The organism is Streptomyces sp. NPDC056128 (assembly GCF_042263835.1).
GTDB lineage: Bacteria > Actinomycetota > Actinomycetes > Streptomycetales > Streptomycetaceae > Streptomyces.
The window spans coordinates 15,547-40,936 of the sequence record NZ_JBHJVQ010000040.1 but is presented as its reverse complement, the minus strand read 5'-3'; the positions used below and the strand labels follow the sequence as shown (position 1 = coordinate 40,936).

29 protein-coding genes and 5 tRNA genes are annotated in these 25,390 nt (G+C 71.5%); 8 read left to right on the top strand and 26 right to left on the bottom strand.

Annotated elements, in window-relative coordinates:
• Positions 1-258 precede the first annotated feature (258 nt).
• Positions 259-471 carry a hypothetical protein gene (locus ACFC1X_RS37520; RefSeq protein ID WP_064730026.1) on the bottom strand — a complete coding sequence of 71 codons (213 nt, stop codon included), beginning with the start codon at positions 469-471 and terminating at the stop codon, positions 259-261.
• A 379-nt stretch (positions 472-850) separates the two neighbouring features.
• Positions 851-1,132: an acylphosphatase gene (locus tag ACFC1X_RS37515; protein ID WP_376363162.1), complete on the bottom strand. Its 282-nt coding sequence runs from the start codon at positions 1,130-1,132 to the stop codon at positions 851-853.
• Positions 1,133-1,299: 167 nt separating this feature from the next.
• Here ACFC1X_RS37515 and ACFC1X_RS37510 point away from each other — a divergent pair, with 167 nt between their 5' ends.
• The gene (locus ACFC1X_RS37510) at positions 1,300-2,469 is read left to right on the top strand and encodes a CAP domain-containing protein (RefSeq protein ID WP_376363159.1); all 1,170 of its coding nucleotides are present in this window, start codon (positions 1,300-1,302) and stop codon (positions 2,467-2,469) included.
• Positions 2,470-2,541: 72 nt separating this feature from the next.
• Positions 2,542-2,946 (top strand): winged helix-turn-helix transcriptional regulator, encoded by a 405-nt coding sequence (locus ACFC1X_RS37505; protein ID WP_376363156.1) that lies wholly within the window; start codon positions 2,542-2,544, stop codon positions 2,944-2,946.
• On the opposite strand, the gene mutM is transcribed toward ACFC1X_RS37505, so the two are convergent.
• The 9 genes from mutM to ACFC1X_RS37460 all read right to left on the bottom strand — a co-directional run bounded on the left by mutM (position 2,936) and on the right by ACFC1X_RS37460 (position 12,110).
• Positions 2,936-3,796 (bottom strand): bifunctional DNA-formamidopyrimidine glycosylase/DNA-(apurinic or apyrimidinic site) lyase, encoded by an 861-nt coding sequence (gene mutM, locus ACFC1X_RS37500; RefSeq protein ID WP_376363153.1) that lies wholly within the window; start codon positions 3,794-3,796, stop codon positions 2,936-2,938. The two genes, ACFC1X_RS37505 and mutM, sit on opposite strands and share 11 nt — an antisense overlap.
• Positions 3,797-3,898: 102 nt before the next feature.
• Positions 3,899-4,729: a ribonuclease III gene (gene rnc, locus ACFC1X_RS37495; protein ID WP_051783480.1), complete on the bottom strand. Its 831-nt coding sequence runs from the start codon at positions 4,727-4,729 to the stop codon at positions 3,899-3,901.
• Between the two features lie 7 nt (positions 4,730-4,736).
• Positions 4,737-4,910, bottom strand: coding sequence for a 50S ribosomal protein L32 (gene rpmF / locus ACFC1X_RS37490; protein ID WP_003951102.1), 174 nt, complete (start codon positions 4,908-4,910; stop codon positions 4,737-4,739).
• A 2-nt stretch (positions 4,911-4,912) separates the two neighbouring features.
• Positions 4,913-5,566: a DUF177 domain-containing protein gene (locus ACFC1X_RS37485; protein WP_376363149.1), complete on the bottom strand. Its 654-nt coding sequence runs from the start codon at positions 5,564-5,566 to the stop codon at positions 4,913-4,915.
• Between the two features lie 149 nt (positions 5,567-5,715).
• Positions 5,716-6,849: a cell division initiation protein gene (locus ACFC1X_RS37480; protein ID WP_376363147.1), complete on the bottom strand. Its 1,134-nt coding sequence runs from the start codon at positions 6,847-6,849 to the stop codon at positions 5,716-5,718.
• Positions 6,850-6,970: 121 nt separating this feature from the next.
• Positions 6,971-7,450: a pantetheine-phosphate adenylyltransferase gene (gene coaD / locus ACFC1X_RS37475; protein WP_376363189.1), complete on the bottom strand. Its 480-nt coding sequence runs from the start codon at positions 7,448-7,450 to the stop codon at positions 6,971-6,973.
• 26 nt (positions 7,451-7,476) lie between these two features.
• Positions 7,477-8,064, bottom strand: coding sequence for a 16S rRNA (guanine(966)-N(2))-methyltransferase RsmD (gene rsmD, locus ACFC1X_RS37470; RefSeq protein WP_376363144.1), 588 nt, complete (start codon positions 8,062-8,064; stop codon positions 7,477-7,479).
• A 54-nt stretch (positions 8,065-8,118) separates the two neighbouring features.
• Positions 8,119-10,341 carry an ATP-dependent DNA helicase RecG gene (gene recG, locus ACFC1X_RS37465; protein WP_376363141.1) on the bottom strand — a complete coding sequence of 741 codons (2,223 nt, stop codon included), beginning with the start codon at positions 10,339-10,341 and terminating at the stop codon, positions 8,119-8,121.
• Between the two features lie 41 nt (positions 10,342-10,382).
• Positions 10,383-12,110 (bottom strand): DAK2 domain-containing protein, encoded by a 1,728-nt coding sequence (locus ACFC1X_RS37460; protein WP_376363138.1) that lies wholly within the window; start codon positions 12,108-12,110, stop codon positions 10,383-10,385.
• 263 nt (positions 12,111-12,373) lie between these two features.
• Between ACFC1X_RS37460 and rpmB the strand changes: the two genes are divergently transcribed.
• The gene (gene rpmB / locus ACFC1X_RS37455; RefSeq protein WP_003993230.1) at positions 12,374-12,559 is read left to right on the top strand and encodes a 50S ribosomal protein L28; all 186 of its coding nucleotides are present in this window, start codon (positions 12,374-12,376) and stop codon (positions 12,557-12,559) included.
• Between the two features lie 125 nt (positions 12,560-12,684).
• Here rpmB and thiD read toward each other — a convergent pair whose 3' ends face one another.
• Together thiD and ACFC1X_RS37445 are read right to left on the bottom strand one after the other, a co-directional pair.
• Positions 12,685-13,482 (bottom strand): bifunctional hydroxymethylpyrimidine kinase/phosphomethylpyrimidine kinase, encoded by a 798-nt coding sequence (thiD, locus tag ACFC1X_RS37450; RefSeq protein WP_376363135.1) that lies wholly within the window; start codon positions 13,480-13,482, stop codon positions 12,685-12,687.
• Positions 13,479-14,447 (bottom strand): thiamine-phosphate kinase, encoded by a 969-nt coding sequence (locus ACFC1X_RS37445; RefSeq protein WP_064730013.1) that lies wholly within the window; start codon positions 14,445-14,447, stop codon positions 13,479-13,481. The genes thiD and ACFC1X_RS37445 overlap by 4 nt, the downstream gene beginning before the upstream one ends.
• A gap of 227 nt (positions 14,448-14,674) precedes the next feature.
• Between ACFC1X_RS37445 and ACFC1X_RS37440 the strand changes: the two genes are divergently transcribed.
• Positions 14,675-14,908 carry an Lrp/AsnC ligand binding domain-containing protein gene (locus ACFC1X_RS37440; RefSeq protein ID WP_122617661.1) on the top strand — a complete coding sequence of 78 codons (234 nt, stop codon included), beginning with the start codon at positions 14,675-14,677 and terminating at the stop codon, positions 14,906-14,908.
• A 227-nt stretch (positions 14,909-15,135) separates the two neighbouring features.
• On the opposite strand, the gene ACFC1X_RS37435 is transcribed toward ACFC1X_RS37440, so the two are convergent.
• The 3 genes from ACFC1X_RS37435 to ACFC1X_RS37425 form a co-directional block, all read right to left on the bottom strand.
• Positions 15,136-16,293 (bottom strand): D-alanine--D-alanine ligase family protein, encoded by a 1,158-nt coding sequence (locus ACFC1X_RS37435; RefSeq protein WP_376363132.1) that lies wholly within the window; start codon positions 16,291-16,293, stop codon positions 15,136-15,138.
• 92 nt (positions 16,294-16,385) lie between these two features.
• Complete coding sequence (locus ACFC1X_RS37430) at positions 16,386-17,396, bottom strand: NAD(P)H-dependent glycerol-3-phosphate dehydrogenase (protein ID WP_161326293.1); 1,011 nt, start codon at positions 17,394-17,396, stop codon at positions 16,386-16,388.
• Complete coding sequence (locus tag ACFC1X_RS37425; RefSeq protein WP_376363128.1) at positions 17,393-18,196, bottom strand: lysophospholipid acyltransferase family protein; 804 nt, start codon at positions 18,194-18,196, stop codon at positions 17,393-17,395. The genes ACFC1X_RS37430 and ACFC1X_RS37425 overlap by 4 nt, the downstream gene beginning before the upstream one ends.
• 143 nt (positions 18,197-18,339) lie before the next feature.
• On the opposite strand from ACFC1X_RS37425, the gene cofC reads away from it, so the two are divergent.
• Together cofC and ACFC1X_RS37415 are read left to right on the top strand one after the other, a co-directional pair.
• Complete coding sequence (cofC, locus tag ACFC1X_RS37420) at positions 18,340-18,978, top strand: 2-phospho-L-lactate guanylyltransferase (protein ID WP_376363126.1); 639 nt, start codon at positions 18,340-18,342, stop codon at positions 18,976-18,978.
• Between the two features lie 9 nt (positions 18,979-18,987).
• Entirely contained in the window at positions 18,988-19,191 is a 204-nt protein-coding gene (locus ACFC1X_RS37415) for a hypothetical protein (protein WP_376363123.1), read from the top strand.
• Between the two features lie 96 nt (positions 19,192-19,287).
• Here the strand turns inward: ACFC1X_RS37415 and ACFC1X_RS37410 are convergent, their stop codons facing one another.
• The 4 genes from ACFC1X_RS37410 to leuC all read right to left on the bottom strand — a co-directional run bounded on the left by ACFC1X_RS37410 (position 19,288) and on the right by leuC (position 22,607).
• A complete protein-coding gene (locus ACFC1X_RS37410) occupies positions 19,288-19,935 on the bottom strand; it encodes an HU family DNA-binding protein (protein ID WP_361365276.1) in 648 nt (215 codons plus the stop codon).
• 137 nt (positions 19,936-20,072) lie between these two features.
• Positions 20,073-20,303, bottom strand: a complete 231-nt coding sequence (locus ACFC1X_RS37405) for a hypothetical protein (RefSeq protein WP_122617654.1) — start codon at positions 20,301-20,303, stop codon at positions 20,073-20,075.
• Positions 20,304-20,577: 274 nt separating this feature from the next.
• Positions 20,578-21,171 (bottom strand): 3-isopropylmalate dehydratase small subunit, encoded by a 594-nt coding sequence (gene leuD, locus ACFC1X_RS37400; protein ID WP_376363120.1) that lies wholly within the window; start codon positions 21,169-21,171, stop codon positions 20,578-20,580.
• Positions 21,172-21,176: 5 nt separating this feature from the next.
• A complete protein-coding gene (gene leuC, locus ACFC1X_RS37395) occupies positions 21,177-22,607 on the bottom strand; it encodes a 3-isopropylmalate dehydratase large subunit (RefSeq protein ID WP_122617652.1) in 1,431 nt (476 codons plus the stop codon).
• Between the two features lie 198 nt (positions 22,608-22,805).
• On the opposite strand from leuC, the gene ndgR reads away from it, so the two are divergent.
• Positions 22,806-23,522 (top strand): IclR family transcriptional regulator NdgR, encoded by a 717-nt coding sequence (ndgR, locus tag ACFC1X_RS37390; RefSeq protein ID WP_053137572.1) that lies wholly within the window; start codon positions 22,806-22,808, stop codon positions 23,520-23,522.
• 67 nt (positions 23,523-23,589) lie between these two features.
• Here ndgR and ACFC1X_RS37385 read toward each other — a convergent pair whose 3' ends face one another.
• Positions 23,590-24,135 (bottom strand): DUF4188 domain-containing protein, encoded by a 546-nt coding sequence (locus tag ACFC1X_RS37385; RefSeq protein WP_376363116.1) that lies wholly within the window; start codon positions 24,133-24,135, stop codon positions 23,590-23,592.
• Positions 24,136-24,218: 83 nt separating this feature from the next.
• On the opposite strand from ACFC1X_RS37385, the gene ACFC1X_RS37380 reads away from it, so the two are divergent.
• Entirely contained in the window at positions 24,219-24,863 is a 645-nt protein-coding gene (locus tag ACFC1X_RS37380) for a MerR family transcriptional regulator (RefSeq protein ID WP_376363113.1), read from the top strand.
• Between the two features lie 48 nt (positions 24,864-24,911).
• On the opposite strand, the gene ACFC1X_RS37375 is transcribed toward ACFC1X_RS37380, so the two are convergent.
• The 5 genes from ACFC1X_RS37375 to ACFC1X_RS37355 all read right to left on the bottom strand — a co-directional run bounded on the left by ACFC1X_RS37375 (position 24,912) and on the right by ACFC1X_RS37355 (position 25,389).
• Positions 24,912-24,984, bottom strand: a tRNA-Glu gene (locus ACFC1X_RS37375).
• A 44-nt stretch (positions 24,985-25,028) separates the two neighbouring features.
• Positions 25,029-25,100, bottom strand: a tRNA-Gln gene (locus tag ACFC1X_RS37370).
• 20 nt (positions 25,101-25,120) lie between these two features.
• Positions 25,121-25,193 (bottom strand) — tRNA-Glu (locus ACFC1X_RS37365).
• 29 nt (positions 25,194-25,222) lie between these two features.
• Positions 25,223-25,295 (bottom strand) — tRNA-Glu (locus ACFC1X_RS37360).
• A 22-nt stretch (positions 25,296-25,317) separates the two neighbouring features.
• A tRNA-Gln gene (locus tag ACFC1X_RS37355) sits at positions 25,318-25,389 on the bottom strand.
• Position 25,390: the final 1 nt, after the last annotated feature.

Sequence of the window (25,390 nt, the reverse complement as noted above, 5' to 3'; positions counted from 1 at the left end):
CCGGACTCTACCTTTCGGGGGTGTCTCACTCCATGAACCGGTGAACCGCCGCGGTTTCACCGGTGAACGTGCAGGGCACATCAGACGTTGAAGAGGGTGAAAGGATGCGCGGGGCAGGGAAGTCCGGTCGGACGCGGGCGCTGAGACGGGGGCAGGAAAGAAAGAAGGGACGCCGAAGCGTCCCTTGCAGACTCTGACACCTAGCGGTTGTACGGGCGGGCCCGACCACTGCGTGCCGTGCGTGGAGCGATGCAGTGATCAGGTGAGCGCAGGCTCCGCCTGGTGTGCGTCAACGCTCTCCATGCTCTCCATGATCCTGTCGTGAGAAGCGGCAGCCGCCAGCACGTCGTTCTCCGCCTGGATTCGTCCGAGCTCGGATTCCAGGTCCTGGACGCGCTGCTGGAGCCGTCGCATCTCGGCGAGGAGTCGAGGGTCGGAGCCGCCGACGTAACCGAGAAGCGCCTTTGCCATGATGGATGGTCCTCCACAATGAGTGACCGACCGAAGCGGTGTGGGTCGTGAGGGATTCGCACCCGCGGTGCTTGGCACTTTGGAGTTTTTACTGCCGTTCAACCATGCCAAACAGCTAAGGTGCGCGGGGCTTTCAGCGTCTCACCAAAAAGTTTGACGGTCAACACGATCACGCCCCGTATCGACGGGCGTCCGGGGGCATGCGGCCGGGAAACGGCGACGCTGCGACTCCTGCGGGCCCCTCGGGGCGTGGCGATCTTTCTGGTTGCGGAGCCTCCCACGACGGGCCGTCCTTGGCAACCACCTGCCCGTTTTCGCTCCGGTCACCCCTGTGGGGCGGGTCGGACCGGGTGCCGGGGAGGGCTCGGGCGGCGCGGTGTCAGCGGATGGCGAAGCCGTCGTAGCCGCCGCGAGGTGTGTCCCAGATCTCGGTGACGCCGTCCACGTGTCCGGGCGTGTCGTCGCCGTGCAGCCAGTCGAGGAGCCCTTCGCAGCGTTCCCGCGGGCCCTCGGCGACGACCTGGACGCGGCCGTCGGCCAGATTGAGAGCAAAACCACTCATGCCGCCGAGTTCCAGCGCCCTGGCCCGCGTGAACCAGCGGAAACCGACACCCTGGACCTGTCCGCGCACCCACGCGACCAGTCGTACATCCTCGCTCATGACTGCAACCTAACCAGTCAATGTCCCGCCGGACACTTCACCCCCTGGCGCCATGCGGTACCGTCCCGGTCCAATGAATCTCATCTGAAACTCACTCGAAGGTGTGAGTTCGGTGTTGATCGTGAGGACGCGTCGCCCGAGACGACGAGGACGAGGAAGGCCAGGACATGGGACGCCACCGACGCTCCGCCGCCGGCCGCGCCGCCACGGGCCGCGCCACGGGGGACCATCAGCCGGACGGTACGGCGGGACGGGGCCGCGACGGGCGGACGCCGGACGCGGGCGACCGCCCGACGATGGGGATCGCGCCTTACCTGAACCCCGAGGCGTACGCCGAGGTCCGCGCCAAGAGCGACGCCTACCTGTACGCGGACGACCCCGACGGCGAGGGCCCGCAGGCCGGCCGCACGGTCGCCTTCCCCAGTGACGGATACGCCCCCGAGGACGGCCCGCAGCCCGCGGGAGGGCACCGCAGGCGCCGGAAGAAGGCCGCCACCCCGGTCCGCACCGGGCTGCTCGGTGTCTCCGCCGCGGTCGCCATAGGCACCGTGGCGGTGGCCACGGGCGCGGTGCCCGGCCTCGACAACTACCGGATCGGCGGCGGCAGCGGCGGGGGCGACCGGGTGCAGGCCCAGGACACCCCGACGAACAGCCCGAGCGAGCAGGGCGGCACCTCCGGCAGCGCCGACCCCGGCCGCGGCGGCGACGCCTCCACGAGCCGCGGCACCGACCGGTCCTCGTCGCCGTCGTCGCCCTCCGGGTCCGCGTCGTCCGAGGACACCCCGTCCCCCGCACCGTCCTCGACCTCCCCCTCGGCCTCGAAGCCGGCGGCCCCGGCCGAGACCCCGTCGAAGACGAAGAAGCCGAAGACGCCCCCGAGCGCCAAGCCGAAGCCCACGCCCTCGCGTCCGGCCGCCGAGGAGCCCGCGCGGCCCAGCGCGCCGGCCGCCGTGTCGGAGGAGTCCGTCGCCCAGGCCCAGGTGCTCAAGCTGGTCAACGACGAGCGGGCCAAGGTGGGCTGCAGCCCGGTGGCCGCGAACAGCGCCCTGCGCGAACTGGCGGAGGACTTCAGCAAGGCCATGGCCACGGGGGGCTTCTTCGACCACACCGATCCGGGCGGCGCGACCCCGTGGGACCGGGCGGCGGCGGCCGGCATCAGCAACCTCGGCGGCGAGAACATAGCCCGCGGCCAGACCGACGCCCAGGCCGTGATGGATGCCTGGATGGACAGCCCCGGCCACCGCGCCAACATCCTGAACTGCGACTTCCAGACCCTCGGCGTGGGAGTCCACTTCGGCTCCGGCGGGCCGTGGTGGACGCAGAACTTCGGCTACTGACCCGCCACCGCCTCACTGTCTCCCACGCAGCGCACTCTGCGGGACAGCGCTGTGCTCACGTACGCTTGGTGCATGTCGACCACGCAGGAGCGCGCGGCGGAGCAGGAGCTGCCGTACGACGTGTTCGCCCGGGGCTGTCCCTCGCGCGGCACGCTGGAGCACGTCACCGGGCGCTGGGGCGCGCTGACGCTCGGCGCGCTGTACGAGGGTTCGTTCCGGTTCAACGAGCTGCGCCGCCGTGTCGACGGCGTCAGCGAGAAGATGCTGGCCCAGACCCTGCACGCGCTGGAGCGCGACGGTCTGGTGCACCGCGAGGCCCAGCACACCAACCCGCCCCGCGTGGACTACGAACTCACGGCGTCGGGCCGCGAGGTGGCGGGGCGGCTGATCGCGCTCATCCAGTGCCTGGAGGGGCGGATGGACGAGGTGCTGGCGTCGCGGGAGCGCTACGACACGCAGCGGATGCCTACGGCGTGACCCTGGGCGGGCGCTGGCACTTCGGGCAGAAGTAGCTGGAGCGGTTCATCCAGGGCCGGCGGCGCATCGGTGTGGCGCAGCGGCGGCAGGGCAGGCCCTCGCGGCCGTACGCGTCGAGCGAGCGGTCGAAGTAGCCGGACTCGCCGTTGACGTTGACGTACAGGCTGTCGAAGCTGGTGCCGCCCACCGCGAGGGCCGCGTTCATCACGTCCCGGACGTGACCGAGGAGTTCCGCGGTGCGGGGGCGGGTGAAGGCGGCCGTGGGGCGTTCGTAGTGCAGCCGGGAGCGCCACAGCGCCTCGTCGGCGTAGATGTTGCCGACGCCGCTGATCAGGGACTGGTCGAGCAGGGCCCGTTTGATCGTGGTGCGCTTGCGGCGCAGGGCGAGGTGGAAGGCCTCGTCGTCGAAGAGGGGGTCCAGCGGGTCGCGGGCGATGTGCGCGATGACGTCGGGCAGGCCGTCGGGGGACGTGTCGTGCAGGGACAGGCCACCGAAGGTGCGCTGGTCGACGAAGCGGAGTTCGGTGGCGAGGTCGTCGGCGAAGCGGACGCGGATGCGCAGGTGCTTCTCGGCCGGTGCCTCGTGCGGCTGGACCAGCAGCTGGCCGCTCATGCCGAGGTGGGCCAGGACCGCCTGACCGGTGTCCGCCAGCGGCAGCCACAGGTACTTGCCGCGCCGGGCGGCGGTGCCGAAGCGGTGCCCCTTGAGCCGGTGGGCGAAGTCGTCGGGGCCGGCGATGTGCCGGCGTACGGCGCGCGGGTGCAGTACCTCGGCGTCGGCGACGGTGCGGTGGGCGACCCAGCGCTCCAGGCCGCGCCGGACGACCTCCACCTCGGGCAACTCGGGCATGGCATCCCCTCGGGCGGGCCGGCGGACCGGGCCGGTGGTCGGACGACGAGCCGAACGCCCGCCCCGGAGGCGGGGCGGGCGTTCGGGCCGTGCGGTGGATGGTCAGGCGGAGGCGGACGCCTCGTCGGGGTCCACGTCGACGGCGTTCGCCGTCGCCTTGGCACGCTCGTCCGCCGCGGCCCGGATGGACCGCCACGCGGATTCTGCGGCCTGCTGCTCCGCCTCCTTCTTGCTGCGGCCGGTGCCGGTGCCGTACGAGACGCCTCCGACGCGGGCGGCAGCAGTGAAGGTCTTCTCGTGGTCCGGGCCGGTCTCCGTGACCAGGTACTCGGGGACACCGAGTCCTTCGGTCGCGGTGAGTTCCTGGAGGCTGGTCTTCCAGTCCAGGCCGGCACCGAGGTTGGAGGACTTCTCGATCAGCGGGTCGAACAGGCGGTGCACCAGTTCGGAGGCCGCGTCGAGGCCCTGGTCGAGATAGACCGCGCCGATCACCGCTTCGAGGGTGTCGGCGAGGATGGACGCCTTGTCCCGGCCGCCCGTGCCCTCTTCACCGCGGCCGAGCCGGATGAAGGAGCCCAGTTCGAGCCCGCGGCCCACCTCCGCCAGCGCACGCGAGTTGACCACCGCGGCCCGCAGCTTGGCCAGCTGGCCTTCGGGCAGGTCGGGGTGGGTGCGGTACAGCGTGTCCGTGACGACGAGGCCGAGGACGGAGTCACCGAGGAACTCCAGCCGCTCGTTCGTCGGCAGACCGCCGTTCTCGTACGCGTAGGAACGGTGGGTCAGTGCACGCACCAGAAGGGCGGACTCGAGCTGGTAGCCGAGCCGCCCTTCCAGAAGCGTGTGGGACGAGGCCTGGGTGTCCGCCTTCTTCTTGGCGGGTGGGTCCGCCTTGGCGTCTTCCGCCTTCTTGGGGACTGACACAGTGCCTCTCACCAGCCGCTCAGACCTCGAGGACCTGGCGCTTGTTGTAAGTGCCGCAAGACGGGCACGCGATGTGCTGCTGCTTGGGCTCGTGGCAGCGCTCGCACGCAACCAGGGTGGGGACCGCAGCCTTCCACTGCGACCGGCGGTGGCGCGTGTTGCTGCGCGACATCTTCCGCTTCGGAACAGCCACGGCTACTTCTCCTGCTTCTCGGCGGCGTCCGCGGATCCTGGCGCGTCGCCGCTCATCTCGTCCTTCTCGCCGTCTTCGAGTGAACCGGCGAGTCCCTGCAAAGCCGCCCAACGGATGTCGACGGCGTCATGGTGGTGGTCCGGGTCGTCCGCCAGGCGTGCTCCGCACTCGGAGCACAGACCCGGGCAGTCTTCCCGGCACACCGGCTGCATCGGCAGTGCGAGCACCACCGCGTCGCGCAGCACGGGTTCGAGGCCGATCAGACCGTCCTCGATGAAGAGCCTGTCCTCGTCGTCCTCGGCGTCGTCGCCCGGTTCCGCCACAGGGCGGCCCCGGTCGTCGGCGTCAGGGTACGAGAACAACTCCTGGAAGTCCGCTACGAGCTGCTGCTCAAGCGGCTCCAGACACCTTACGCACTCCCCCTCGGCCGTGGCACGGGCGGTGCCTGTGACGAGCACCCCTTCCATGACCGACTCGAGTCGGAGATCGAGTTCCACCGGGGCACCTTCCGGCACTCCGATGACTCCCTGGACACCGAAGTCCTTGGGAGCGTCGACCGTGCGGGTCAGGCGCTGGAGCGCACCGGGCCGCCGTCCCAGCTCGTGTGTGTCGAACACGAGGGGGTCGCGGTGGTCGAGGCGCGCGTTCAGAACCATTCCTGCTTTCGGTCTTCGTAGCTCGGGGATGCCGCCCTCCGATGTTCCCAGGGCAGCGGCGATCGCGGACGTACGCGCGACCGAAGAGCCAGGATACTGGACCATTCGCTCACGGCCCAATCCGGACCTGCGGGGCCCGTGGGACGCCCCTAGACTCCGCGGCCCTGCTCGTAGGCCCGCAGCTGTTCGGCGCTGATCATGCCGGTGTCGAAGAGGCTGGTCTCGTCGAGCGCCTGCGGCTGGACCTGCGGGGGCTGCTGAGGCTGCGGAGGCTGCTGCGGTTGCTGGTGCTGGGCGTAGCCGTGCTGGGCGTCGTAGGCCTGCTGCTGGGCGTCGTAGCCCTGGTAGGCGTAGGGGTCGCCGGGCTGCTGCTGCGCGTAGCCGTACGGGTCCTGACCGGCGCCGTAGGCCTGCTGGTAGGCGGCGTACGGATCGGGCTGCTGCTGCGCGTAGCCGTACGCCGGCTCCTGCGTGGGCATGTCCGGCACGGCCTGGGCCGGGATCTGGGCCGCGGCCGGCTGCGGCTCGGCGTACCCGGGCTGCCGGGGCTGCTCGGCGGGGGCGTCCGAGAGGGCCGCGAGGCCGGCCAGGTAGTCGGCGTCGCTGGAGTGCTGGACGGTGGTGGAGTCGTCGGCGAGGGCGCCGAGGTCGTCGCTGGCGATCCGGCCGTGCAGCTTCTGGCGGCCCCGGCCGACCGCGTCCAGGGTCTTGGCCAGCACCGCCTCGAAGGCGCCGAGCTTGGTGTCGACGTAGGCGTCGGCGTCGCGGCGCAGGGTCTCCGGGTCGTGGCTGCGCTCGGGGGCGTCCTCGTCCTCGTAGCCGTTCTCGTCGAGGCCGGGTCCGGTGCCGAGCAGCTTCTCGCGGCCGCGGCCCACCGAGCCGAGCGTCTTGGTGAGGACGACCTCGAAGTTGGCGAGCTTGGAGTCGACGTAGTCGTCGGCCTCGGCGCGGACCTCCTCGGCCTCCTGACGGGCCTCGGTGAGGATCCGGTCGGCCTCGGCCTGGGAGCGGCGGGCGACCTCGGTGTCGGCGATCAGGGAGCCCCGCTCGGCGTGCGCGGTCTCGATGATCCGGTCGGCCTCCTGGCGGGCCTGCGCGACCATCTGCTCCCGGCCGCCGAGCAGTTCCTGGGCCTGGGCGAGCGAGCCGGGCAGCTCGGCGCGCAGCTCCTCCAGCGTGGCGAGCAGTTCCGCGCGGTTGACCACGCACGAGGCCGACATGGGCATGGCGCGGGCCCCGGAGACCATCGCGGTGATCTCGTCGAGCTTCTTCTGGACGTCCACCGTGTGCTCGCCACTCTCTACAGCTGTGTTGGAGACGGACGGGACGACTGTACGACCCTGGGGTGTCCGGGGGACACCGGGTGACGGATTGTCAGTCTCCGGAGGCGGTACGGCGGGCGGTTCAGTGCTTCTTGAGGCGCTCGGAGAGGACGTCGAGGACCAGCGGCGGCACCAGGTGGGACACGTCGCCGCCCCAGGTCGCGACCTCCTTGACCAGGGAGGACGACAGGAAGCTGTAGGTCGGGTTGGTGGGGATGAAGAGGGTCTCCACGCCCGAGAGGCCGTTGTTCATCTGGGCCATCTGCAGCTCGTAGTCGAAGTCGCTGACCGCGCGCAGGCCCTTGACGATGGCGGGGATGTCGCGCTGCTTGCAGAAGTCGACGAGGAGGCCGTGGAAGGACTCCACGCGCACGTTGCCGTACTCGGCGGTGACCTGGCGGATGAGGTCGATCCGCTCCTCGATCTCGAACAGGCCCTTCTTCGCCTGGTTGATCATCACGGCGACGTAGACCTCGTCGTAGAGGCTGGAGGCCCGGGCGATGATGTCGAGGTGTCCGTTGGTGATCGGGTCGAACGACCCGGGACAGACGGCACGGCGCACTTGAATTCCCTCGCTCTCCGGTCCGGTCATCGTGCGTCTTCGCACGTTGAGGCGGCGCGACCGTACCAAAACGTTCCCTCGCCGTAGCGGCGGGCACGGATCGCCTCGAAGCCGTCCGGCCAGCCGAATTCCCCGCCTCTGGTGCTGCGCTCCACGGTGACGAGCGCTTCCCCGGCGAGCCAGCCTTCCGTACGGAGTGTGAGCAGGATCTCCCGAAGATCGTCGTCGGAGACGGCGTACGGCGGGTCCAGGAAGACGATGTCGTACGGCTCCCCGGGGGCGGGGGTGCGGATGGTCTGCTCCGCCTTGCCCGCCCGGACCTCGGCGCCGGGCAGGCCGAGCGCCTTGACGTTCTCCCGGACGGTGCGGACGGCGCGGGCGTCGGCCTCGACGAGCAGGACGTGTCCCGCGCCCCGGGACAGCGCCTCCAGGCCGACGGCGCCGGAACCGGCGTACAGGTCGAGGACGCGCTCGCCGTCCAGCGGGCCGCCGAGCAGCGACTGCCACGAGGAGAAGAGTCCCTCGCGCGCGCGGTCGGAGGTGGGGCGGGTGCCGGTCCCCTGTGGGACGGCCAGGCGGCGTCCGCCGGCTTTGCCGGCGATCACTCGGGTCATCTGGGGTCCTTGGTCGTGAGCGTCTTTGTGTTCAGTGTGGCTGGTCGCGCCGGCTCAGCCCTTTTCCAGGTACTGCTCCCTCTGCTCGTCCAGGAGAGCCTCCAGCGCCGTCTTCAATCCGGGCAGGCCGGTCAGCTCCGGGTCGGTGGCCACCAGGGCCGCGGCCTCCTGCCTCGCCTCCGCGATGATCTCCTCGTCCTCGATGACGGCGAGGACCCGCAGGGAGGTGCGGGCACCGGACTGGGCCTGGCCGAGGACGTCACCCTCCCGGCGCTGTTCGAGGTCGATGCGGGAGAGCTCGAAGCCGTCGAGGGTGCCGGCGACCGCGTTCAGCCGCTGGCGGGCCGCGCTGGCCTCGGGCATCTCGGAGACCAGCAGGCACAGACCGGCGGCGGAGCCGCGACCGACCCGGCCGCGCAGCTGATGCAGCTGGGAGACGCCGAAGCGGTCCGCGTCCATGATCACCATCGCGGTGGCGTTGGGGACGTTGACGCCGACCTCGATGACGGTCGTGGCGACCAGGACGTCGGACTCCCCGGCGGCGAAGCGGCGCATGACCGCGTCCTTGTCGTCGGGCTGCATACGGCCGTGCAGGATCTCGACCTTGAGGCCCTGCAGGGCGCCCTTCGCCAGCTGCTCGGCGACGTCGAGGACGGCGAGCGGCGGCCGCTTCTCGGCGTCGTCCTCGGGCGACTTCCGCGGGGCGCCCTTCTTGCCGGGGTCGTCCTCCTCGTCGCCGATGCGCGGGCAGACGACGTACGCCTGATGGCCGTTGGACACCTCCTCCCGGACCCGTTCCCACGCCCGGGAGAGGAAGTGGGGCTTGTCGGCGGCCGGGACGACGTGGCTGGCGATCGGGGACCGGCCGGCCGGGAGCTGGTCCAGGACCGAGGTCTCCAGGTCGCCGAAGACGGTCATGGCGACGGTGCGCGGGATCGGGGTGGCGGTCATGACGAGCAGGTGCGGGGGCTGCTTCCCCTTGCCGCGCAGGGCGTCGCGCTGCTCGACCCCGAAGCGGTGCTGTTCGTCGACGACGACCAGGCCGAGGTCGTGGAACCGCACCTTGTCCTCGATCAGCGCGTGCGTGCCGATGACGATGCCGGCCTCGCCGGTGGCCAGGTCGAGCAGGGCGTGCCGACGGGCGGCGGCGCCCATGGACCCGGTGAGCAGCACCACCTTGGTGGCATGCTCGGCACCGCCCAGCATGCCTCCCTCGGCCAGCTCCCCCATCATCTCGACGACAGACCGGTGGTGCTGCTGCGCGAGCACCTCGGTCGGCGCGAGCATCACGGCCTGCCCACCCGCGTCGACGACGGCGAGCATGGCGCGCAGGGCCACCATCGTCTTCCCGCTGCCGACCTCCCCCTGGAGCAGCCGGTGCATCGGGTGGTCGGTGGCGAGGTCGTCGAAGATTTCGCGGGAGACCTTCTGCTGGCCGTCGGTGAGGGTGAAGGGGAGGCGGTCGTCGAAGGCGGTGAGCAGGCCGTCCGGGGCGGGTTTGCGGGGGACGGCGGGGAGTTGGGTCTCGGCGTGGCGGCGGCGGGCCAGGGCGACCTGGAGGACGAAGGCCTCGTCCCACTTCAGGCGGGCGCGGGCGTCCTCGATGTCGGCCTTGGTGTGCGGGCGGTGGATCTTGAGGAGGGCCTCGGGCAGGGGGACCAGGCCCCGGCCCTCGCGCAGGGAGCCGGGGAGCGGGTCGACGGCCTCCTGGGCGCTCGGCAGCACCGTCTGGATCGCCTTGCCGATCTTCCAGGACTCCAGTTTGGCGGTGGCCGGGTAGAGGGGGATGAGGGCGCCGGCCCAGGACTCGACGCTCTCGCTCGCTTCGTCGTCATCGTCGGCGCGCAGCAACTCGTACGCCGGATGCGCCAGTTGCAGGCGGCGGTTGAAGACGGAGACCTTGCCCGCGAACATCGCGCGGGTGCCCGGCAGGAGTTCCTTGTGGGGCTTGTGGACGCCGTTGCCGAAGAAGACCAGTTGGAGGCGGCCGCTGCCGTCCGTGATGGTCACCTCGAGCCGCTGTCCCTTGCCGCGCGGGGCCCTGGACGAGGCGAAGGTGTGCAGCCGGGCGTCGGCGACCTGGGCCACCACCGTGACGTGCTCGTCCATGGGCAGGTCGGCGAGGTGGGTGAGCTGGCCGCGCTCCTCGTATCTGCGGGGGTAGTGGTGGAGGAGGTCGCCGACGGTGTGCAGGCCGAGGTGCTCGGCCATCACCTTCGCGGTGGCGGGGCCGAGGACCTTCTTCAGGGGTTCTCGCAGTGCGGGCACGAGATCCATTGCACACCACGCCACTGACAACGGTCGCGGGAAGCGCCGTACTACTCCACGCCGACCAGCAGCAGCGCCCCCTGCCGGCCGCCCCGGTGGACCACGGTGTCGACCGCGAGGTACGCCTCACGTACCCGGGCCTGGAGGTGCTCGGTGACGGTCCCGGGCGCCTCGTCGCCGAGGACGAGGGTGACCAGCTCGCCGCCGGCCGAGAGCATCCGGTCCAGGACGGTCGCCGCGACCTCCGTGACGTCCGCGCCGATCACCGCCACGTCGCCGTCGATGAGGCCGAGCACGTCACCGGCCTGGCAGATGCCCGCCGTGGTCCAGGACCGGTGTTCGGCGACGGTGACCTCGGCGTAGCGGGTGGCGCCGGCCGCGGAGGTCATCGCCACCACGTCCTCGTCGAAGCGCCGCTCTGGCTCGTGCACGGCGAGCGCGGCGATGCCCTGGACCGCGGAGCGGGTGGGGATGAGGGCGACCCTGACGCCTTCGGCGCGGGCCTGCTCGGCCGCCGCGGCGGCGGTGTGGCGCAGCTCGGCGTCGTTGGGCAGCAGGACGACCTCGTGCGCGTGCGCCCGCCGTACGGCCTGGACCAGCTCCCCGCTGGCGGGCGGCTCCCCGGGGCGGGCGAGCACGGTGGTCGCGCCGGCCTCGGCGTACAGCCCGGCCAGCCCCTCCCCCGGCACGACGGCCACCACGGCCCGGCGGCTGCGTTCCCGGGGCGGGCGCCCGGTCCCGGCGGTGTGGGCGTCGCCGTGCCCGAAGTGGGTGATGCGGATCCGGTGGGGCCGCCCGGCCTCGACGCCCGCCTCTACGGCGGCGCCCGCGTCGTCGACGTGCACGTGGACGTTCCACAGGCCGTCGCCGCCGACCACGACGAGCGAGTCCCCGAGCGCGTCGAGCCGCTGCCGCAGCCGCGTGACGGCCGCGTCCTCGGCCTCCAGGAGGTAGATCACCTCGAAGGCGGGGTCGTCGCGGTCACCCTCCGTCGCCGCGCACTCGCCCGCGAGGGCCTCGTCGCCCGGCGCCGGGGACGTGTCCGGCGCGACGCCCGCGTGCGGCTCCACGCGCGCGTGCGTGACGGTGGCCACTCCCGGGCCGGGTGCCCGCCCGGTGAACGTCTCCACCAGGGCCCCGAGGACCGTCACCAGCCCGTGTCCGCCGGCGTCGACCACTCCGGCGCGCTCCAGGACCGGCAGCTGGGCCGGGGTGGCGGCGAGCGCCGCGCGGGCGCCCTCGTAGGCCGCGCGGGCCACCTCCGCGCAGTCGCCCTCCGCGCCCTCGGCCGCGTCGGCGGCGGCGGAGGCGACGGTGAGGACTGTGCCCTCGACCGGGTGGGCCACGGCCTGCCGGGCGGACTCGGCCGCGTTCCGCAGGGCCAGCCGCAGGCCGGGGCCCTCGGTGTGCGCGGACTCACCCCGCTGGGTGAGCACCTGGGCCATACCGCGCAGCAGCTGCGCGAGGATCGTCCCGGAGTTGCCCCGCGCCCCGATCAGCGCCCCGTGCGCCATCGCGCCCACGGCCTCCGCCAGCGAGGGGCCACCGGTGGCCTCCGGCGCCCCGTCGTCCAGCTCGTGCGCCGCGAACACGGCCTCCACGGCGGCGACGGCCGATTCGACGGTCAGATAGAGGTTCGTGCCGGTGTCCCCGTCCGCGACGGGATAGACGTTGATCGCGTCGATCTCCTCGCGCGCCATTCCCAGCGCGCGCAGCGACAGACCGCACCAGGTACGCACCGCCAGAGCGTCGAAGAACCTCTGCGGCACCTGCGCCACCTGTGCCTCCCTGAGCTGCCGGCCGTGGCTGGCAGCGTAGACCTTGGGCGGGTGCCCGGCGGAAGAGGGCCGGGGCGGGCCCCTGAGCTGCCGTGGTAGTTTCGTTGTACGGGAGCAGCCGTTGTATGCTGCTCCGGTTGCCCGATCCCGATCGGGCCATCCCCCTGGCACCGCCACTCAGATCCCGGACCGTCGAGTCCGAGAACTTGATCCCGGCATGCCGGGATCAACCGTAAGTGCATCTGAAGTCTTTGGAGTGACCCGTGGCTGCCAACTGCGACGTCTGCGGCAAGGGGCCGGGCTTCGGCAACAACATCTCGCACTCGCACCGCCGTACGTCCCGTCGCTGGAACCCGAACATCCAGCGCGTGCGTACCGTGGTCGGCGGGACGCCGAAGCGCGTGAACGCTTGCACCTCGTGCATCAAGGCCGGCAAGGTCTCGCGCTGACGCGTCAGCTGAGCGCGCGGCCACTGCCTGGTCCGCTGTAGGGAGCCGGTCCACCTCGGGTGGACCGGCTTTTTGCCGTGCTCACAGGCCGTGCTCGTAGGCCACGCTCGCAGGTCACGTGCGGCTCAGGCGATGCCCCGCCCGAGCGCCCACCCGTGATCCACCGGCCCGATCCCGTCGCCGAGCGCGAACCCGGCCCCGATCGCCCCGGTGACGTACTCCTTCGCCTCGGTCACCGCCTCCGGCACCGACCGCCCCTTCGCCAGCCCGCACGCGATGGCCGACGCGAGGGTGCAGCCCGTGCCGTGCGTGTGCCGGTTGTCGAGGCGCGGGGCGCGCAGCCAGTGCTCCTCGGAGCCGTCGGTGAGCAGGTCCACGGCCTCGCCGCGCAGATGGCCGCCCTTGATCAGCGCCCAGCGCGGCCCGTACTCCAGCAGGGCGGCGGCCGCCCGGCGCAGGTCGCTCTCCGACTCGACGCGTACGCCGGTCAGTTGCGCGACCTCGTCGAGGTTCGGGGTGGCGACGGTGGCCACCGGCAGCAGCTTGGTGCGGACCGAGTCCAGGGCGGAGGCGGCGAGCAGCGCGTCCCCGTGCTTGGAGACGCCGACCGGGTCCACGACGGCGGGGGCGTCCGTGCCGCCGAGCAATTCGGCGACCGTCTCGACCAGTTCCGCGGAGGAGAGCATCCCGGTCTTGACCGCCTGGACGCCGATGTCGTCGACGACGCTGCGGTACTGGGCCCGCACCGCGTCCACGGGCAGCTGCCAGGCGCCCTGCACGCCGAGGGAGTTCTGCGCGGTGACCGCGGTGAGCACGCTCATGCCGTGCGTGCCGAGGGCGAGCATGGTCTTCAGGTCGGCCTGGATGCCGGCGCCGCCGCCGGAGTCGGAGCCGGCCACGGTGAGGACCAGGGGCGGCCTCATGCCTCGACCTCCCCGCCGAAGTGGTCCCAGCCGCCCTTGCTGGTCCAGGGCGCCCCGTCGACGGTCACCTGGGGCAGCGCGGAGGGGTTGAGGACCTCGCCGATGACCTTCCAGCGGGCGGGCAGCTTCACGTCCGGCGGGAAGGTCGCCACGATCGCGTGGTCCTCTCCCCCGGTGAGCACCCACTGCATGGGGTCGACGCCGACGGCCTGCCCGATGTCGTTCATCTGGGACGGGATGTCGATCTGGCCGGAGCGGACGTCGATCCTGACCTTGCTGGCCTCGGCGATGTGACCCAGGTCGGCGATGAGCCCGTCGCTCACGTCGCACATGGCGGTGGCGCCGAGCCCGGCCGCGGCCGGACCCGCGTGGTACGGGGGCTCGGGGCGCCGGTGGGCCTCGACGAAGGCGCGCGGCGAGCGGAAACCGCGGGACAGCACGGCGAACCCGGCGGCGGACCAGCCCAGCCAGCCGGTCACCGCGACGAGGTCGCCGGGCTGGGCGCCGCCCCGGGTGACGGGCTCCTGGTTGCGCAGGTCGCCCAGCGCGGTGATGGAGACGGTGATGGTGTCGCCGCGCACCACGTCGCCGCCGACCACGGAGGCGCCGGCCACCTGGCACTCGTCGCGCAGTCCGTCCATCAGCTCGGTCGGCCAGGTCACCGGCAGTTCGGCGGGGACGACCAGGCCGAGCAGCAGCGCGGTCGGCACGGCTCCCATGGCGGCGATGTCCGCCAGGTTCTGCGCCGCCGCCTTGCGGCCCACGTCGTACGCGGTCGACCAGTCCCGGCGGAAGTGCCGCCCCTCCACGAGAATGTCGGTGCTGGCCACCACCCGGCGGTCGGGCGCGGCCACCACCGCGGCGTCGTCGCCGGGGCCCACCCGGACCGCCGGGGTGGTGGTGAGACGGGAGGTGAGCTCCCTGATGAGCCCGAACTCCCCCAGCTCACCAACAGTGCCCTTCATCGCCTTGGCTCCCCTTCTGTCCCTGTCCGTGCCCGGTCGCGCGTCATCTCTGTCCTCGTTACGGTCGAAATGACCGTCGCCACGGTCGGCGTGATCGTCAACTCGTGTCATTCCGGCACCCCGGCGCGCGGGGCCCGCGGCCCACGGGTCTCCCCGCGGAGAGCGGCTACGCGATACCGTGGCGTTCCTTTTCCCCACATGATCCTCGTGGCCGCTCTGGAGGTTCCGTGGTACAGGCGTACATCCTGATCCAGACGGAGGTCGGCAAGGCGTCGACCGTCGCCGAGACGATCAGCAAGATCCCCGGGGTGATCACGGCCGAGGACGTGACAGGACCCTACGACGTCATCGTGCGCGCCCAGTCCGACACCGTCGACGAACTCGGTCGCATGGTGGTCGCCAAGGTCCAGCAGGTGGACGGCATCACACGCACCCTGACCTGCCCCGTGGTTCATCTCTGACCCCCCTTCCGCCCGCTCGCTCTCGTACTGTTGATCGCCGCCGCCGGCTGCTCCTCAGCAGACGACAGCGGGTCGGCGGCGGTTCCCGGCCCGGGGCCCGGTCACGAAGCTGTGGCGGAACCCGGACAACACGCTGCCGCCTGCGGGCCGGGGAAACCCGCTGATCATACTGCGAGAAGGCGACCCCCGAGGGGGTCGCCTTCTGGCCTTGCGCGGGGCGGCGGACGTCAGCGCAGCCCCGTCGGGCGCCGCAGCGCCGCCTGGACCAGCCGGTCCACCAGCTCCGGGTAGCTGACCCCGCTCGCCTGCCACATCTGCGGGTACATGGAGATCGGCGTGAATCCGGGCATGGTGTTGATCTCGTTGATCACGAACTCGCCGTCCTCGGTGAGGAAGAAGTCCGCGCGCACCAGCCCCTCGCAGGAGGCCGCGTCGAACGCCGCGACGGCGAGGCGCTGGACGTCGGCGGTCTCCTCGGGCGTGAGCGGGGCGGGCACGATGCCGGGGGTGGAGTCGATGTACTTGGCCTCGAAGTCGTAGTACGCGTGCTCCGAGGGCGGCGGGATCTCGGCGGGGACGGAGGCCCGGGGGCCGTCCTCGAACTCCAGCACCCCGCACTCGATCTCCCGGCCGCGCAGGGCCGCCTCGACCAGGATCTTCGGGTCGTGGCGCCGGGCCTCCTCGATCGCCTCGTCGAGTCCGGCGAGGTCGCCGACCTTGGTGATGCCGATCGAGGAACCCGCGCGGGCGGGCTTCACGAACAGCGGCCAGCCGTGCTCGCCGGCGAAGTCGACGATCTTCTTGCGGGCGCCGGAACGGTCCTGCTCCCACTGGCGGGGCCGGATCACCACGTACGGGCCGACCTTCAGCCCGTAGGAGGCGAACACCGCCTTCATGTACTCCTTGTCCTGGCCCACGGCCGAGGCGAGCACGCCCGCGCCGACGTAGGGCACACCGGACAGCTCCAGGAGTCCCTGGAGGGTGCCGTCCTCGCCGTACGGGCCGTGCAGCACGGGGAAGACGACGTCGACCTCGCCCAGCGCCTTGGGCACCGCGCCGGGTTCGCTGTAGACGACTTCGCGGTTGGCGGGGTCGACGGGCAGCACCACGGCGCCCTCGGCCGACTCGGCCAGTTCCTCGACGTCGGGCGTACGGCGCTCGGTGATCGCCATGCGTTCCGGTTCGTCGGCGGTGAGGGCCCAGCGGCCGTCCCTGGTGATGCCGATCGGCAGGACGTCGTACTTGGTCCGGTCGATGGCGGCGAGGACGGCGCCGGCGGTGACCACGGAGATCCCGTGTTCGGAGCTGCGCCCGCCGAACACGACGGCCACACGCGGCTTGCGAGGCGGCTGCTCGGGGCTCTGGGGGAGGTTCTCGGTGCTCATATCGCGTTGAGAGTACCCGCCCGTAGGGCCACGAGACAGCGTCGGCGGGGCCGCGTGGCGCGGGTGGCGCCCGGGGTGCGGTCCGGTGTCGCTCAGCGTCGTTCGGGCTTCGCGCTGCGCGACATCAGCTCCTTGACCGCGACGACCGGGGGCTTGCCCTCGTGCACGATGGCGACCACGGTCTCGGTGATCGGCATGTCGACGCCGTGCCTGCGGGCCAGATCCAGCACCGACTCGCAGGACTTGACGCCCTCGGCGGTCTGCTTGGTGACCGCGATGGTCTCCTGGAGGGTCATGCCCTTGCCCAGGTTGGTGCCGAAGGTGTGGTTGCGGGAGAGCGGGGACGAGCAGGTCGCCACCAGGTCGCCGAGCCCGGCCAGTCCGGAGAAGGTCAGCGGGTCGGCGCCGAGGGCGACCCCGAGGCGGGTGGTCTCGGCGAGGCCGCGGGTGATCAGGGAGCCCTTGGCGTTGTCGCCCAGGCCCATGCCGTCCGCGATGCCGACGGCCAGCCCGATCACGTTCTTCACGGCGCCGCCCAGTTCGCAGCCGACGACGTCGGTGTTGGTGTACGGGCGGAAGTACGGCGTGTGGCAGGCGGTCTGGAGGCGCTGGGCGACGGATTCGTCGGGGCAGGCGACCACGGCGGCGGCCGGCATCCGGGCGGCGATCTCGCGGGCCAGGTTGGGCCCGGTGACCACGGCGATGCGCTCGGCGCCGACCTTGGCGACGTCCTCGATGACCTCGCTCATCCGCATCGCGGAGCCGAGTTCGACGCCCTTCATCAGCGACACCAGGACCGTGCCGGGCGCCAGCAGCGGCGTCCAGTCGGCGAGGTTGGCGCGCAGCGTCTGGGAGGGGACGGCGAGGACCGTGAAGTCGGCGTCGCGCGCGGCCTCGGCGGCGTCGGTGGTGGCCCGCAGGCCGGCGGGGAGTTCCACGCCGGGCAGGTAGTCCGGGTTGGTCCGGGTGGAGTTGACGGCGTCGGCGAGGTCGGCGCGGCGCCCCCACAGGGTGACGTCGCACCCCGCGTCGGCGAGGACCGTGCCGAAGGCGGTGCCCCAGGATCCGGTGCCGAAGACGGCCGCCTTGACCGGCTTGCTCACGTGCTCTGCCCTTCTGCCTGCGTTCCCCGCGTCCGTGCCGGCGTCGGCTGCGACTGCGACGGTGTCTGCGACTGCGTACGGCGCCGCTGCTCGATCCGCTCGCGGCGCGGGTCGTAGGGGGTTCGGGGTGCCTTCTCGCCCCGGATCTCCTCCAGGTGGGCGGTGACGGCGGCCATGATGACCTCGGTGGCCTCCTTCAGCAGCTCCGCGGTCATCTCCCGGTCGTAGAACCGCGAGAGGTCGACCGGCGGCCCCGCCAGTACGCGGTGGGTCTTGCGCGGGAGGAGGCTCGGCTTCTTGGTGTAGGGCGGCAGCAGTTCGTTGCAGCCCCACTGGGCGACCGGGATCACCGGGCACCTGGTCTGCAGGGCGACGCGCGCGGCACCGGTCTTGGCGGTCATCGGCCAGCCGCCGGGGTCGCGGGTGAGGGTGCCCTCGGGGTAGAAGGCGACGCACTCGCCGCGCTCCACGGCCTCGATCGCGGCCCGGAAGGCACTGAGGGCGTCCGTGCTCTCGCGGTAGACGGGGATCTGTCCGGTGCCCCGCATCGCGGCGCCGACGAAGCCCTTCTTGAAAAGGCCGCTCTTCGCCAGGAATCGGGGGACGCGCCCGGTGTTGTACTGGTAGTGCGCGTACGCGAAGGGGTCCACGTGCGAATTGTGGTTCACGGCGGTGATAAATCCGCCGTCGGCCGGAATGTTCTCCATTCCCCGCCAGTCCCGCTTGATCAGAACCATGAGCGGCGGTTTGCAGATCACCGCGGCCAGGCGGTACCAGAAGCCGATTCTGCGGCGGGGCACGCTGACACCTTTCCTCCAGGGCCTGGGGCCGGACAAGTGTCGCCCCGGGCCGCCCGTCTGTCGAGAACACCGTACGCCCCGGCGAGTGAACCGCCAGATCTCCCAGGTGACAATGACGGCGACGAGAGAAGGACGGAACGCTCGTGCAGTGGACCTTGGTCGTACCCGTGAAGCCCCTCGCCCGGGCCAAGAGCAGGCTGTCGGACACCGCGGACGACGGGGTCCGGCCGGATCTCGCGCTGGCGTTCGCCCAGGACGCCGTGGCAGCCGCGCTGGCCTGCCCGGCGGTCGCGGATGTGGCAGTCGTCACGGACGACGCACGGGCCGGGCGGGAGCTGGCGGCGCTAGGCGCGACCCTCGTCACGGACGAACCCCGCGGCGGTCTGAACGCGGCGCTGGCGCACGGCGCCGCGGCGGTCCGCACTGCACGTCCCGGAACTCCGGTGGCGGCACTCAACGCCGATCTCCCCGCGCTGCGGCCGGCGGAATTGGCGCGGGTCCTGGCGGCGGCCGGGCAATTCCCGCGCGCTTTTCTCCCGGACGCGGCCGGAATCGGCACGACCTTGCTGACCGCGGCTCCGGGCGTCGAATTGTCCCCGGCATTCGGTCCGGATTCCCGGGCCCGCCACCGTGCGTCCGGCGCGGTGGAACTGTCGCTCGGCGCGGTGGATTCCGTACGGCAGGACGTCGACACCGGCGGTGATCTGCGCTCCGCCCTGGCACTGGGGGTGGGGCCCCGGACGGCGGCGGTGGCGGCGCGGCTGCTGATCGCCGGGCAGTAGGCTGCCGCCATGCAGGCGACCGCGTACACGTACGACCCCGAAAGCCGCAGCGGGCAGGTGCTGCTCGACGACGGCACGCCCGTGCCCTTCGACGCGGCGGCGTTCGACGCGGGGGGCCTGCGGCTGCTGCGGCCTGGGCAGCGGGTGCGGATCGAGACGGAGGGGGCGGGCGCGGACCGCCGGATCACGCTGGTGACGCTCCAGACCCTCTGAACGACCTGGGAAAACGCCGCGGGCCGGACTCCGAGAGGGAGTCCGGCCCGGCGCGTGAGAGCCCTGTTCGCCTGCTGCCGCCGCTACCGCCGGCTGCTACTTCTTGCGGGCGGTGGCCTTCTTGGCGGTGGTCTTGCGGGCGGTCGACTTCTTGGCCGGGGCCTTCTTGGCCGTCGCCTTCTTGGCGGGAGCCTTCTTCGCCGCGGTCTTCTTGGCCGTCGCGGTGGTCTTGGCGGCGGACTTCTTGGCGGTGGTCTTCTTCGCCGTCGTCTTCTTCGCCGCTCCGGTGGCCTTCTTGGCCGCGGTCTTCTTCGCCGCGGTGGTCTTCTTGGCCGCGCCCGTGGCCTTCTTCGCCGCGGTCTTCTTGGCGGCGGCCTTCTTGCCCGCGGCCTTGGAGATCGTGGCCGACGGGCCGGACAGGCTGCCCTTGGGGGCCTTCTTGACCGCGATGTCGTTCTTCGGGAGCTTCTTCGAGCCGCTCACCAGGTCCTTGAAGCCCTGACCCGCGCGGAAGCGCGGCACCGAGGTCTTCTTGACCCGAACCCGCTCGCCCGTCTGGGGGTTGCGGGCGTAGCGGGCGGGACGGTCGACCTTCTCGAAGGAACCGAAGCCGGTGACCGAGACCCGGTCGCCCGAGACCACGGCACGGACGAGGGCGTCCAGGACCGCGTCGACGGCGTCGGCGGCCTGCTGCCTGCCGCCCACCTTGTCGGCAATCGCTTCTACGAGCTGCGCCTTGTTCACGTCTTCCCCTTCGGAGACATCGCCAGAACGAATGTGTTCAAGCTTTTTCGCACGTTAGGCAGATATATACCGCAAATCAAACACGAAACGGGCTAATCACCCTTGTGCCGCAACGGACTCGGGCCGCCCCGGCCTGTTCAGCCGTCCTCTTCGGGGAATCGACCCTCGTCGAGGTCGGCGGTGAACCGATCCAGGCGCCTTGCCGCACCGGCGAGATCGTGTTTGGCCGCGGCCGTAATGACCAGCAGCTTCCGGGTCAGCGCCATCCGTACGCCCTCCGGGACTTGCAGTGCGCGCACTCTTGTGTGCGCTTCCTTGAGCCGGACCGCGACCGCCGCATAGAGCTCGAGTTGGCCGTCGTGGTCCATGCACAGATTGTGCCATCTGGGGCGAGTTGTCGCCTGCGCAGGGGGCAACTGCCGCCCCGAACGGCCTTCCGGGCACTCCCGGAACCCGCGCCTCCAGGACTTCTTTACCCCGGCAACCATGCCTCTAACGTGGGAAGTTGTGCGCCCCACCGCTGACGGGCGCCCGCCGCCCGACCCGAAAACGGCCGTACCCCCGATCGGGCTGATCGGGGGTACGGCGGGGGTGTTGGGTGGCCGAAACTCGACCTTGTCGGAGCCTCTGCGGGCCCGGGGGTCAGACCCGGATGGTCTGCGGCTTGTGCGAAGGGCGCTTCGCCTCGTACGTGGCGATGTCCGCCTCGTTCTGGAGGGTGATCGAGATGTCGTCCAGGCCGTTCAGCAGCCGCCAGCGGGAGTTCTCGTCCAGCTCGAAGGGGGCCGTGACGCCCTCCGCGCGGACCTCGCGGGCCTCCAGGTCGACGGTGACCTCCGCCTGCGGGTCCTGCTCCGTGAGCGCCCACAGCGCGTCCACGATCTTCTGGTCGAGGACCACGGTGAGCAGGCCGTTCTTCAGCGAGTTGCCCCGGAAGATGTCGGCGAAGCGGGAGGAGATCACGGCCTTGAAGCCGTAGTTCTGCAGCGCCCAGACGGCGTGCTCACGGGAGGAGCCGGTGCCGAAGTCGGGGCCGGCCACCAGGACCGTGGCCCCCTGGCGCTCGGGCTGGTTGAGGACGAAGGACCCGTCCTTGCGCCAGGCCTCGAACAGCCCGTCCTCGAACCCGTCCCGGGTCACCTTCTTGAGCCAGTGGGCGGGGATGATCTGGTCGGTGTCGACGTTGCTGCGGCGCAGCGGGACGGCCCGGCCGGTGTGCGTGGTGAATGCTTCCATGACTCTCAGACTCCAGCGGGCGTGGGGACGTCGGCGGCGGACAGGTCGGCCGGGGAGGCCAGGTGGCCCAGGACCGCCGTCGCGGCCGCGACCTGCGGCGACACCAGGTGGGTACGGCCGCCCTTGCCCTGGCGCCCCTCGAAGTTGCGGTTGGAGGTGGAGGCGGAGCGCTCGCCGGGGGCCAGCTGGTCCGGGTTCATGCCCAGGCACATCGAGCAGCCCGCGTGCCGCCATTCGGCGCCGGCCTCCTTGAAGACCACGTCCAGGCCCTCGGAGACGGCCTGCAGACCCACCCGCGCGGAGCCCGGGACGACCAGCATCCGTACGCCGTCGGCGACTTTGCGGTCCTTGACGATCTCGGCGGCGGCGCGCAGGTCCTCGATGCGGCCGTTGGTGCAGGAACCTACGAAGACGGTGTCCACGTTGATGGAGCGCAGCGGCTGACCGGCCTCCAACCCCATGTACTCCAGGGCCTTTTCGGCGGCGAACCGCTCCGAAGCGTCTTCGTACGAAGCCGGGTCGGGGACGGCGGCGGAAAGCGGCGCGCCCTGCCCCGGGTTGGTGCCCCAGGTGACGAACGGGGACAGCTCGGCGGCCTCGATGACGACCTCGGCGTCGAACTCGGCGTCGTCGTCCGTGCGCAGCGTCTTCCAGTACGCGACCGCCGCGTCCCAGTCCGCGCCCTCGGGGGCGTGCGGGCGGCCCTGGAGGTAGTCGAAGGTGGTGGCGTCGGGGGCGATCATGCCCGCGCGGGCGCCGGCCTCGATCGACATGTTGCAGATGGTCATCCGGGCCTCCATCGAGAGCTTCTCGATGGCCTCGCCCCGGTACTCCAGGACGTAGCCCTGGCCGCCGCCGGTGCCGATCTTCGCGATGATCGCGAGGATCAGGTCCTTGGCGGTGACGCCGTCGGGCAGTTCGCCGTTGACCGTGATGGCCATGGTCTTCGGACGGGCCAGGGGCAGCGTCTGGGTGGCCAGCACGTGCTCGACCTGGGAGGTGCCGATGCCGAAGGCCAGCGCGCCGAAAGCGCCGTGCGTCGAGGTGTGCGAGTCGCCGCAGACCACGGTGGTGCCGGGCTGGGTCAGACCCAGCTGCGGGCCGACCACGTGTACGACGCCCTGCTCGACGTCGCCCAGCGGGTGCAGCCGGACGCCGAACTCCGCGCAGTTCTTGCGCAGCGTCTCCAGCTGGGCCCGGGAGACCGGGTCCGCGATGGGCTTGTCGATGTCGAGTGTCGGGGTGTTGTGGTCCTCAGTGGCGATGGTCAGGTCGAGCCGCCGCACCGGGCGGCCGCTCTTGCGGAGGCCGTCGAAGGCCTGCGGGCTGGTCACCTCGTGCAGCAGGTGCAGATCGATGAAGAGGAGGTCGGGCTCGCCCTCGGCGCGCCGGACGACGTGGTCGTCCCAGACCTTCTCCGCGAGTGTCCTACCCATCGCTTTCCCTCCGGCCGGCGACGAAGCGTCGGCCCAACTAGAGATCTTTGGGGAAGCGGCGCCCGCACCCCTGTGTTTCCGGGCAACCGCCACCAGGCCCTTACGTCACGGGCCGTTGTGACTTCGTGCCATCCAGGGTGGCGCGTTCCATGGAAAATTGAACTTGCGTTTCACAGAGTGAGACGGGAGTATCGTTTCATGGACAACAGTAGCGGCGTCGGCGTTCTGGACAAGGCGGCCCTCGTCCTGAGCGCTCTGGAGTCCGGCCCGGCCACCCTCGCGGGATTGGTCGCTGCGACCGGACTGGCACGACCCACGGCCCACCGCCTGGCCGTGGCACTGGAACACCACCGCATGGTGGCGCGCGACATGCAGGGCCGTTTCATTCTCGGCCCGCGCCTGGCCGAGCTGGCCGCGGCGGCCGGCGAGGACCGGCTGCTGGCCACCGCGGGCCCGGTGCTCACCCACCTCCGCGATGTCACGGGCGAGAGCGCTCAGCTCTACCGCCGCCAGGGCGACATGCGCATCTGCGTGGCCGCGGCCGAGCGCCTGTCGGGCCTCCGGGACACGGTCCCGGTCGGCTCCACGCTCACCATGAAGGCCGGCTCCTCGGCGCAGATCCTGATGGCCTGGGAGGAGCCCGAGCGCCTGCACCGCGGCCTCCAGGGCGCCCGCTTCACGGCGACGGCGCTGTCCGGCGTGCGGCGGCGCGGCTGGGCCCAGTCCATCGGCGAGCGGGAGCCGGGCGTCGCGTCCGTCTCGGCGCCGGTGCGCGGCCCCTCCAACCGCGTGGTGGCTGCCGTGTCCGTCTCCGGCCCCATCGAGCGCCTGACCCGCCACCCGGGCCGGATGCACGCCCAGGCGATCATCGACGCCGCCGGCCGCCTCTCGGAGGCGCTGCGCCGCACGGGCTGACCGGCGTCTCCCCCCGCGTGACCGGGGACGGGCCCGCCTCAACGCCGCGGCGGGCCCTCCCCCGTTCTCACGCCCTCTCGGGCGCCTCTCGGCCGGTCTCCGCCCGCCGCCCCGACCGGTGCGCGAACCGGTCCTTCGCCCGCTTCCCCCGCCGCTCCAGCGGCACCTGCCCGTGGGCGGCCGCGAGCCCGAAGGCCGGCATGTCCGCGTAGATCGACTCGTACGAGCCCTCGGGCACGATGTACGACTCGTGCCACAGCCCCACGTGCCCGCGCACCTTCCCCGCCCGCTCCTCGCGGTTGACGAGGGTCCACGCCCGGTGGTGGAAGAGGTCGGACGCGTGGGCGTACCGGTAGAGCTTCTCCTTGGACGCCCAGTACTGGACGACGTAGTACGTCCGGGGCGACGCCGTCAGCAGGACGTGGCCGAGGAGTCCGCGCTCCGGGTTCCTGGCCAGTTCGCGGAGCATGCGCGGCATGGCGAGCAGGACCGGCAGCCAGTGGTGCACCGCCCAGAAGTGGTTGATCCGCATGCCGATCAGCAGCACGACCACGTCGCCCTCGGCCGCGGCGGTGGTGCGCACCGCGGTGCCCGTGCCGGATTTGCCCGTCATCCGATCCTCCCCCTGTTGGTGAGCGGGACTCTCCAACCGTCCCGTGCTTGGATAGTGCCGGTATCCGAGGAAGGGTGCAAGGGATGCGACTGGCCGAGCTGAGCGAGCGCAGCGGTGTCTCCACCGCGACGATCAAGTACTACCTGCGCGAGCGCCTGTTGCCGCCCGGCCGGCAGATCAACGCGACCACGGCCGAGTACGACGAGGACCATCTGCGCCGGCTGCGGCTGGTGCGGGCGCTGATCCAGGTGGGCCGGGTGCCGGTGGCGACGGCCCGGGAGGTGCTGGGTCATGTGGACGACGACTCGCTGGGCCGGACCATCCGGCTCGGCGCCGCCCTGTGGGCGCTGCCGCAGGGCCCGGAGCCGGACGATGACGACCCGGCGGTGGTCGCCGCCCGGGCCGAGGTGGACCGGCTGCTGGAGCTGCTGGGCTGGGCAACGGCCCGGGAGTTGGCCACCCTGTCGCCCGTGCACCGTTCGCTGGTGGCGGCGGTGGCGACGCTGAGGCGGCTGGACCACCCCTGGGACGCCGAACAGATGGCGCCGTACGCGGAGTTGATGCACCAGGTGGCGCGGCGGGAGCTGGACCACATGGAGACCCTGACCTCGGACACCGAGCAGGTGGAGGCGGCGGTGGCGTCGACGGTGCTCTTCCAACCCGTGCTGCGGGCGTTGCACCGGCTGGCGCAGGAGGAGGAGTCCGCGCGGCGGTACGGCATCGAGTGAGAAACCGGAAGGGGCTCCCGCCGAAGCGGAAGCCCCTTCCTCTGTCTGTACCCCCGACCGGATTCGAACCGGCGCTACCGCCTTGAGAGGGCGGCGTGCTAGGCCGCTACACAACGGGGGCGTGGATCTTGCAGGCGTCTCATGCTACATCGCCGCAGATCCGAGCTGGTCTACCAGGACTCGAACCTAGACTAACTGAACCAGAATCAGTCGTGCTGCCAATTACACCATAGACCAATGTGGTTTAGACCAGTTCGTACCCCCGACCGGATTCGAACCGGCGCTACCGCCTTGAGAGGGCGGCGTGCTAGGCCGCTACACAACGGGGGCCCTAGCGATCATCTCGTGAGAGATCACCGTACCCCCGACCGGATTCGAACCGGCGCTACCGCCTTGAGAGGGCGGCGTGCTAGGCCGCTACACAACGGGGGCATTGCAGATATAGCTCTGCGAGCTGGCCTACCTGGACTCGAACCAAGACTAAGTGAACCAGAATCACTCGTGCTGCCAATTACACCATAGGCCAC

Excerpts from the sequence above, each read along its gene's own strand:
- ACFC1X_RS37520 (WP_064730026.1), bottom strand. The coding sequence starts at position 471 with ATGGCAAAGGCGCTTCTCGGTTACGTCGGCGGCTCCGACCCTCGACTC.
- ACFC1X_RS37515 (WP_376363162.1), bottom strand. The coding sequence starts at position 1,132 with ATGAGCGAGGATGTACGACTGGTCGCGTGGGTGCGCGGACAGGTCCAG.
- ACFC1X_RS37510 (WP_376363159.1), top strand. The coding sequence starts at position 1,300 with ATGGGACGCCACCGACGCTCCGCCGCCGGCCGCGCCGCCACGGGCCGC.
- ACFC1X_RS37505 (WP_376363156.1), top strand. The coding sequence starts at position 2,542 with ATGTCGACCACGCAGGAGCGCGCGGCGGAGCAGGAGCTGCCGTACGAC.
- mutM (WP_376363153.1), bottom strand. The coding sequence starts at position 3,796 with ATGCCCGAGTTGCCCGAGGTGGAGGTCGTCCGGCGCGGCCTGGAGCGC.
- ACFC1X_RS37485 (WP_376363149.1), bottom strand. The coding sequence starts at position 5,566 with ATGGTTCTGAACGCGCGCCTCGACCACCGCGACCCCCTCGTGTTCGAC.
- rsmD (WP_376363144.1), bottom strand. The coding sequence starts at position 8,064 with ATGACCCGAGTGATCGCCGGCAAAGCCGGCGGACGCCGCCTGGCCGTC.
- recG (WP_376363141.1), bottom strand. The coding sequence starts at position 10,341 with ATGGATCTCGTGCCCGCACTGCGAGAACCCCTGAAGAAGGTCCTCGGC.
- thiD (WP_376363135.1), bottom strand. The coding sequence starts at position 13,482 with ATGAGGCCGCCCCTGGTCCTCACCGTGGCCGGCTCCGACTCCGGCGGC.
- ACFC1X_RS37445 (WP_064730013.1), bottom strand. The coding sequence starts at position 14,447 with ATGAAGGGCACTGTTGGTGAGCTGGGGGAGTTCGGGCTCATCAGGGAG.
- ACFC1X_RS37435 (WP_376363132.1), bottom strand. The coding sequence starts at position 16,293 with ATGAGCACCGAGAACCTCCCCCAGAGCCCCGAGCAGCCGCCTCGCAAG.
- ACFC1X_RS37415 (WP_376363123.1), top strand. The coding sequence starts at position 18,988 with ATGCAGGCGACCGCGTACACGTACGACCCCGAAAGCCGCAGCGGGCAG.
- ACFC1X_RS37405 (WP_122617654.1), bottom strand. The coding sequence starts at position 20,303 with ATGGACCACGACGGCCAACTCGAGCTCTATGCGGCGGTCGCGGTCCGG.
- leuD (WP_376363120.1), bottom strand. The coding sequence starts at position 21,171 with ATGGAAGCATTCACCACGCACACCGGCCGGGCCGTCCCGCTGCGCCGC.
- leuC (WP_122617652.1), bottom strand. The coding sequence starts at position 22,607 with ATGGGTAGGACACTCGCGGAGAAGGTCTGGGACGACCACGTCGTCCGG.
- ndgR (WP_053137572.1), top strand. The coding sequence starts at position 22,806 with ATGGACAACAGTAGCGGCGTCGGCGTTCTGGACAAGGCGGCCCTCGTC.
- ACFC1X_RS37385 (WP_376363116.1), bottom strand. The coding sequence starts at position 24,135 with ATGACGGGCAAATCCGGCACGGGCACCGCGGTGCGCACCACCGCCGCG.
- ACFC1X_RS37380 (WP_376363113.1), top strand. The coding sequence starts at position 24,219 with ATGCGACTGGCCGAGCTGAGCGAGCGCAGCGGTGTCTCCACCGCGACG.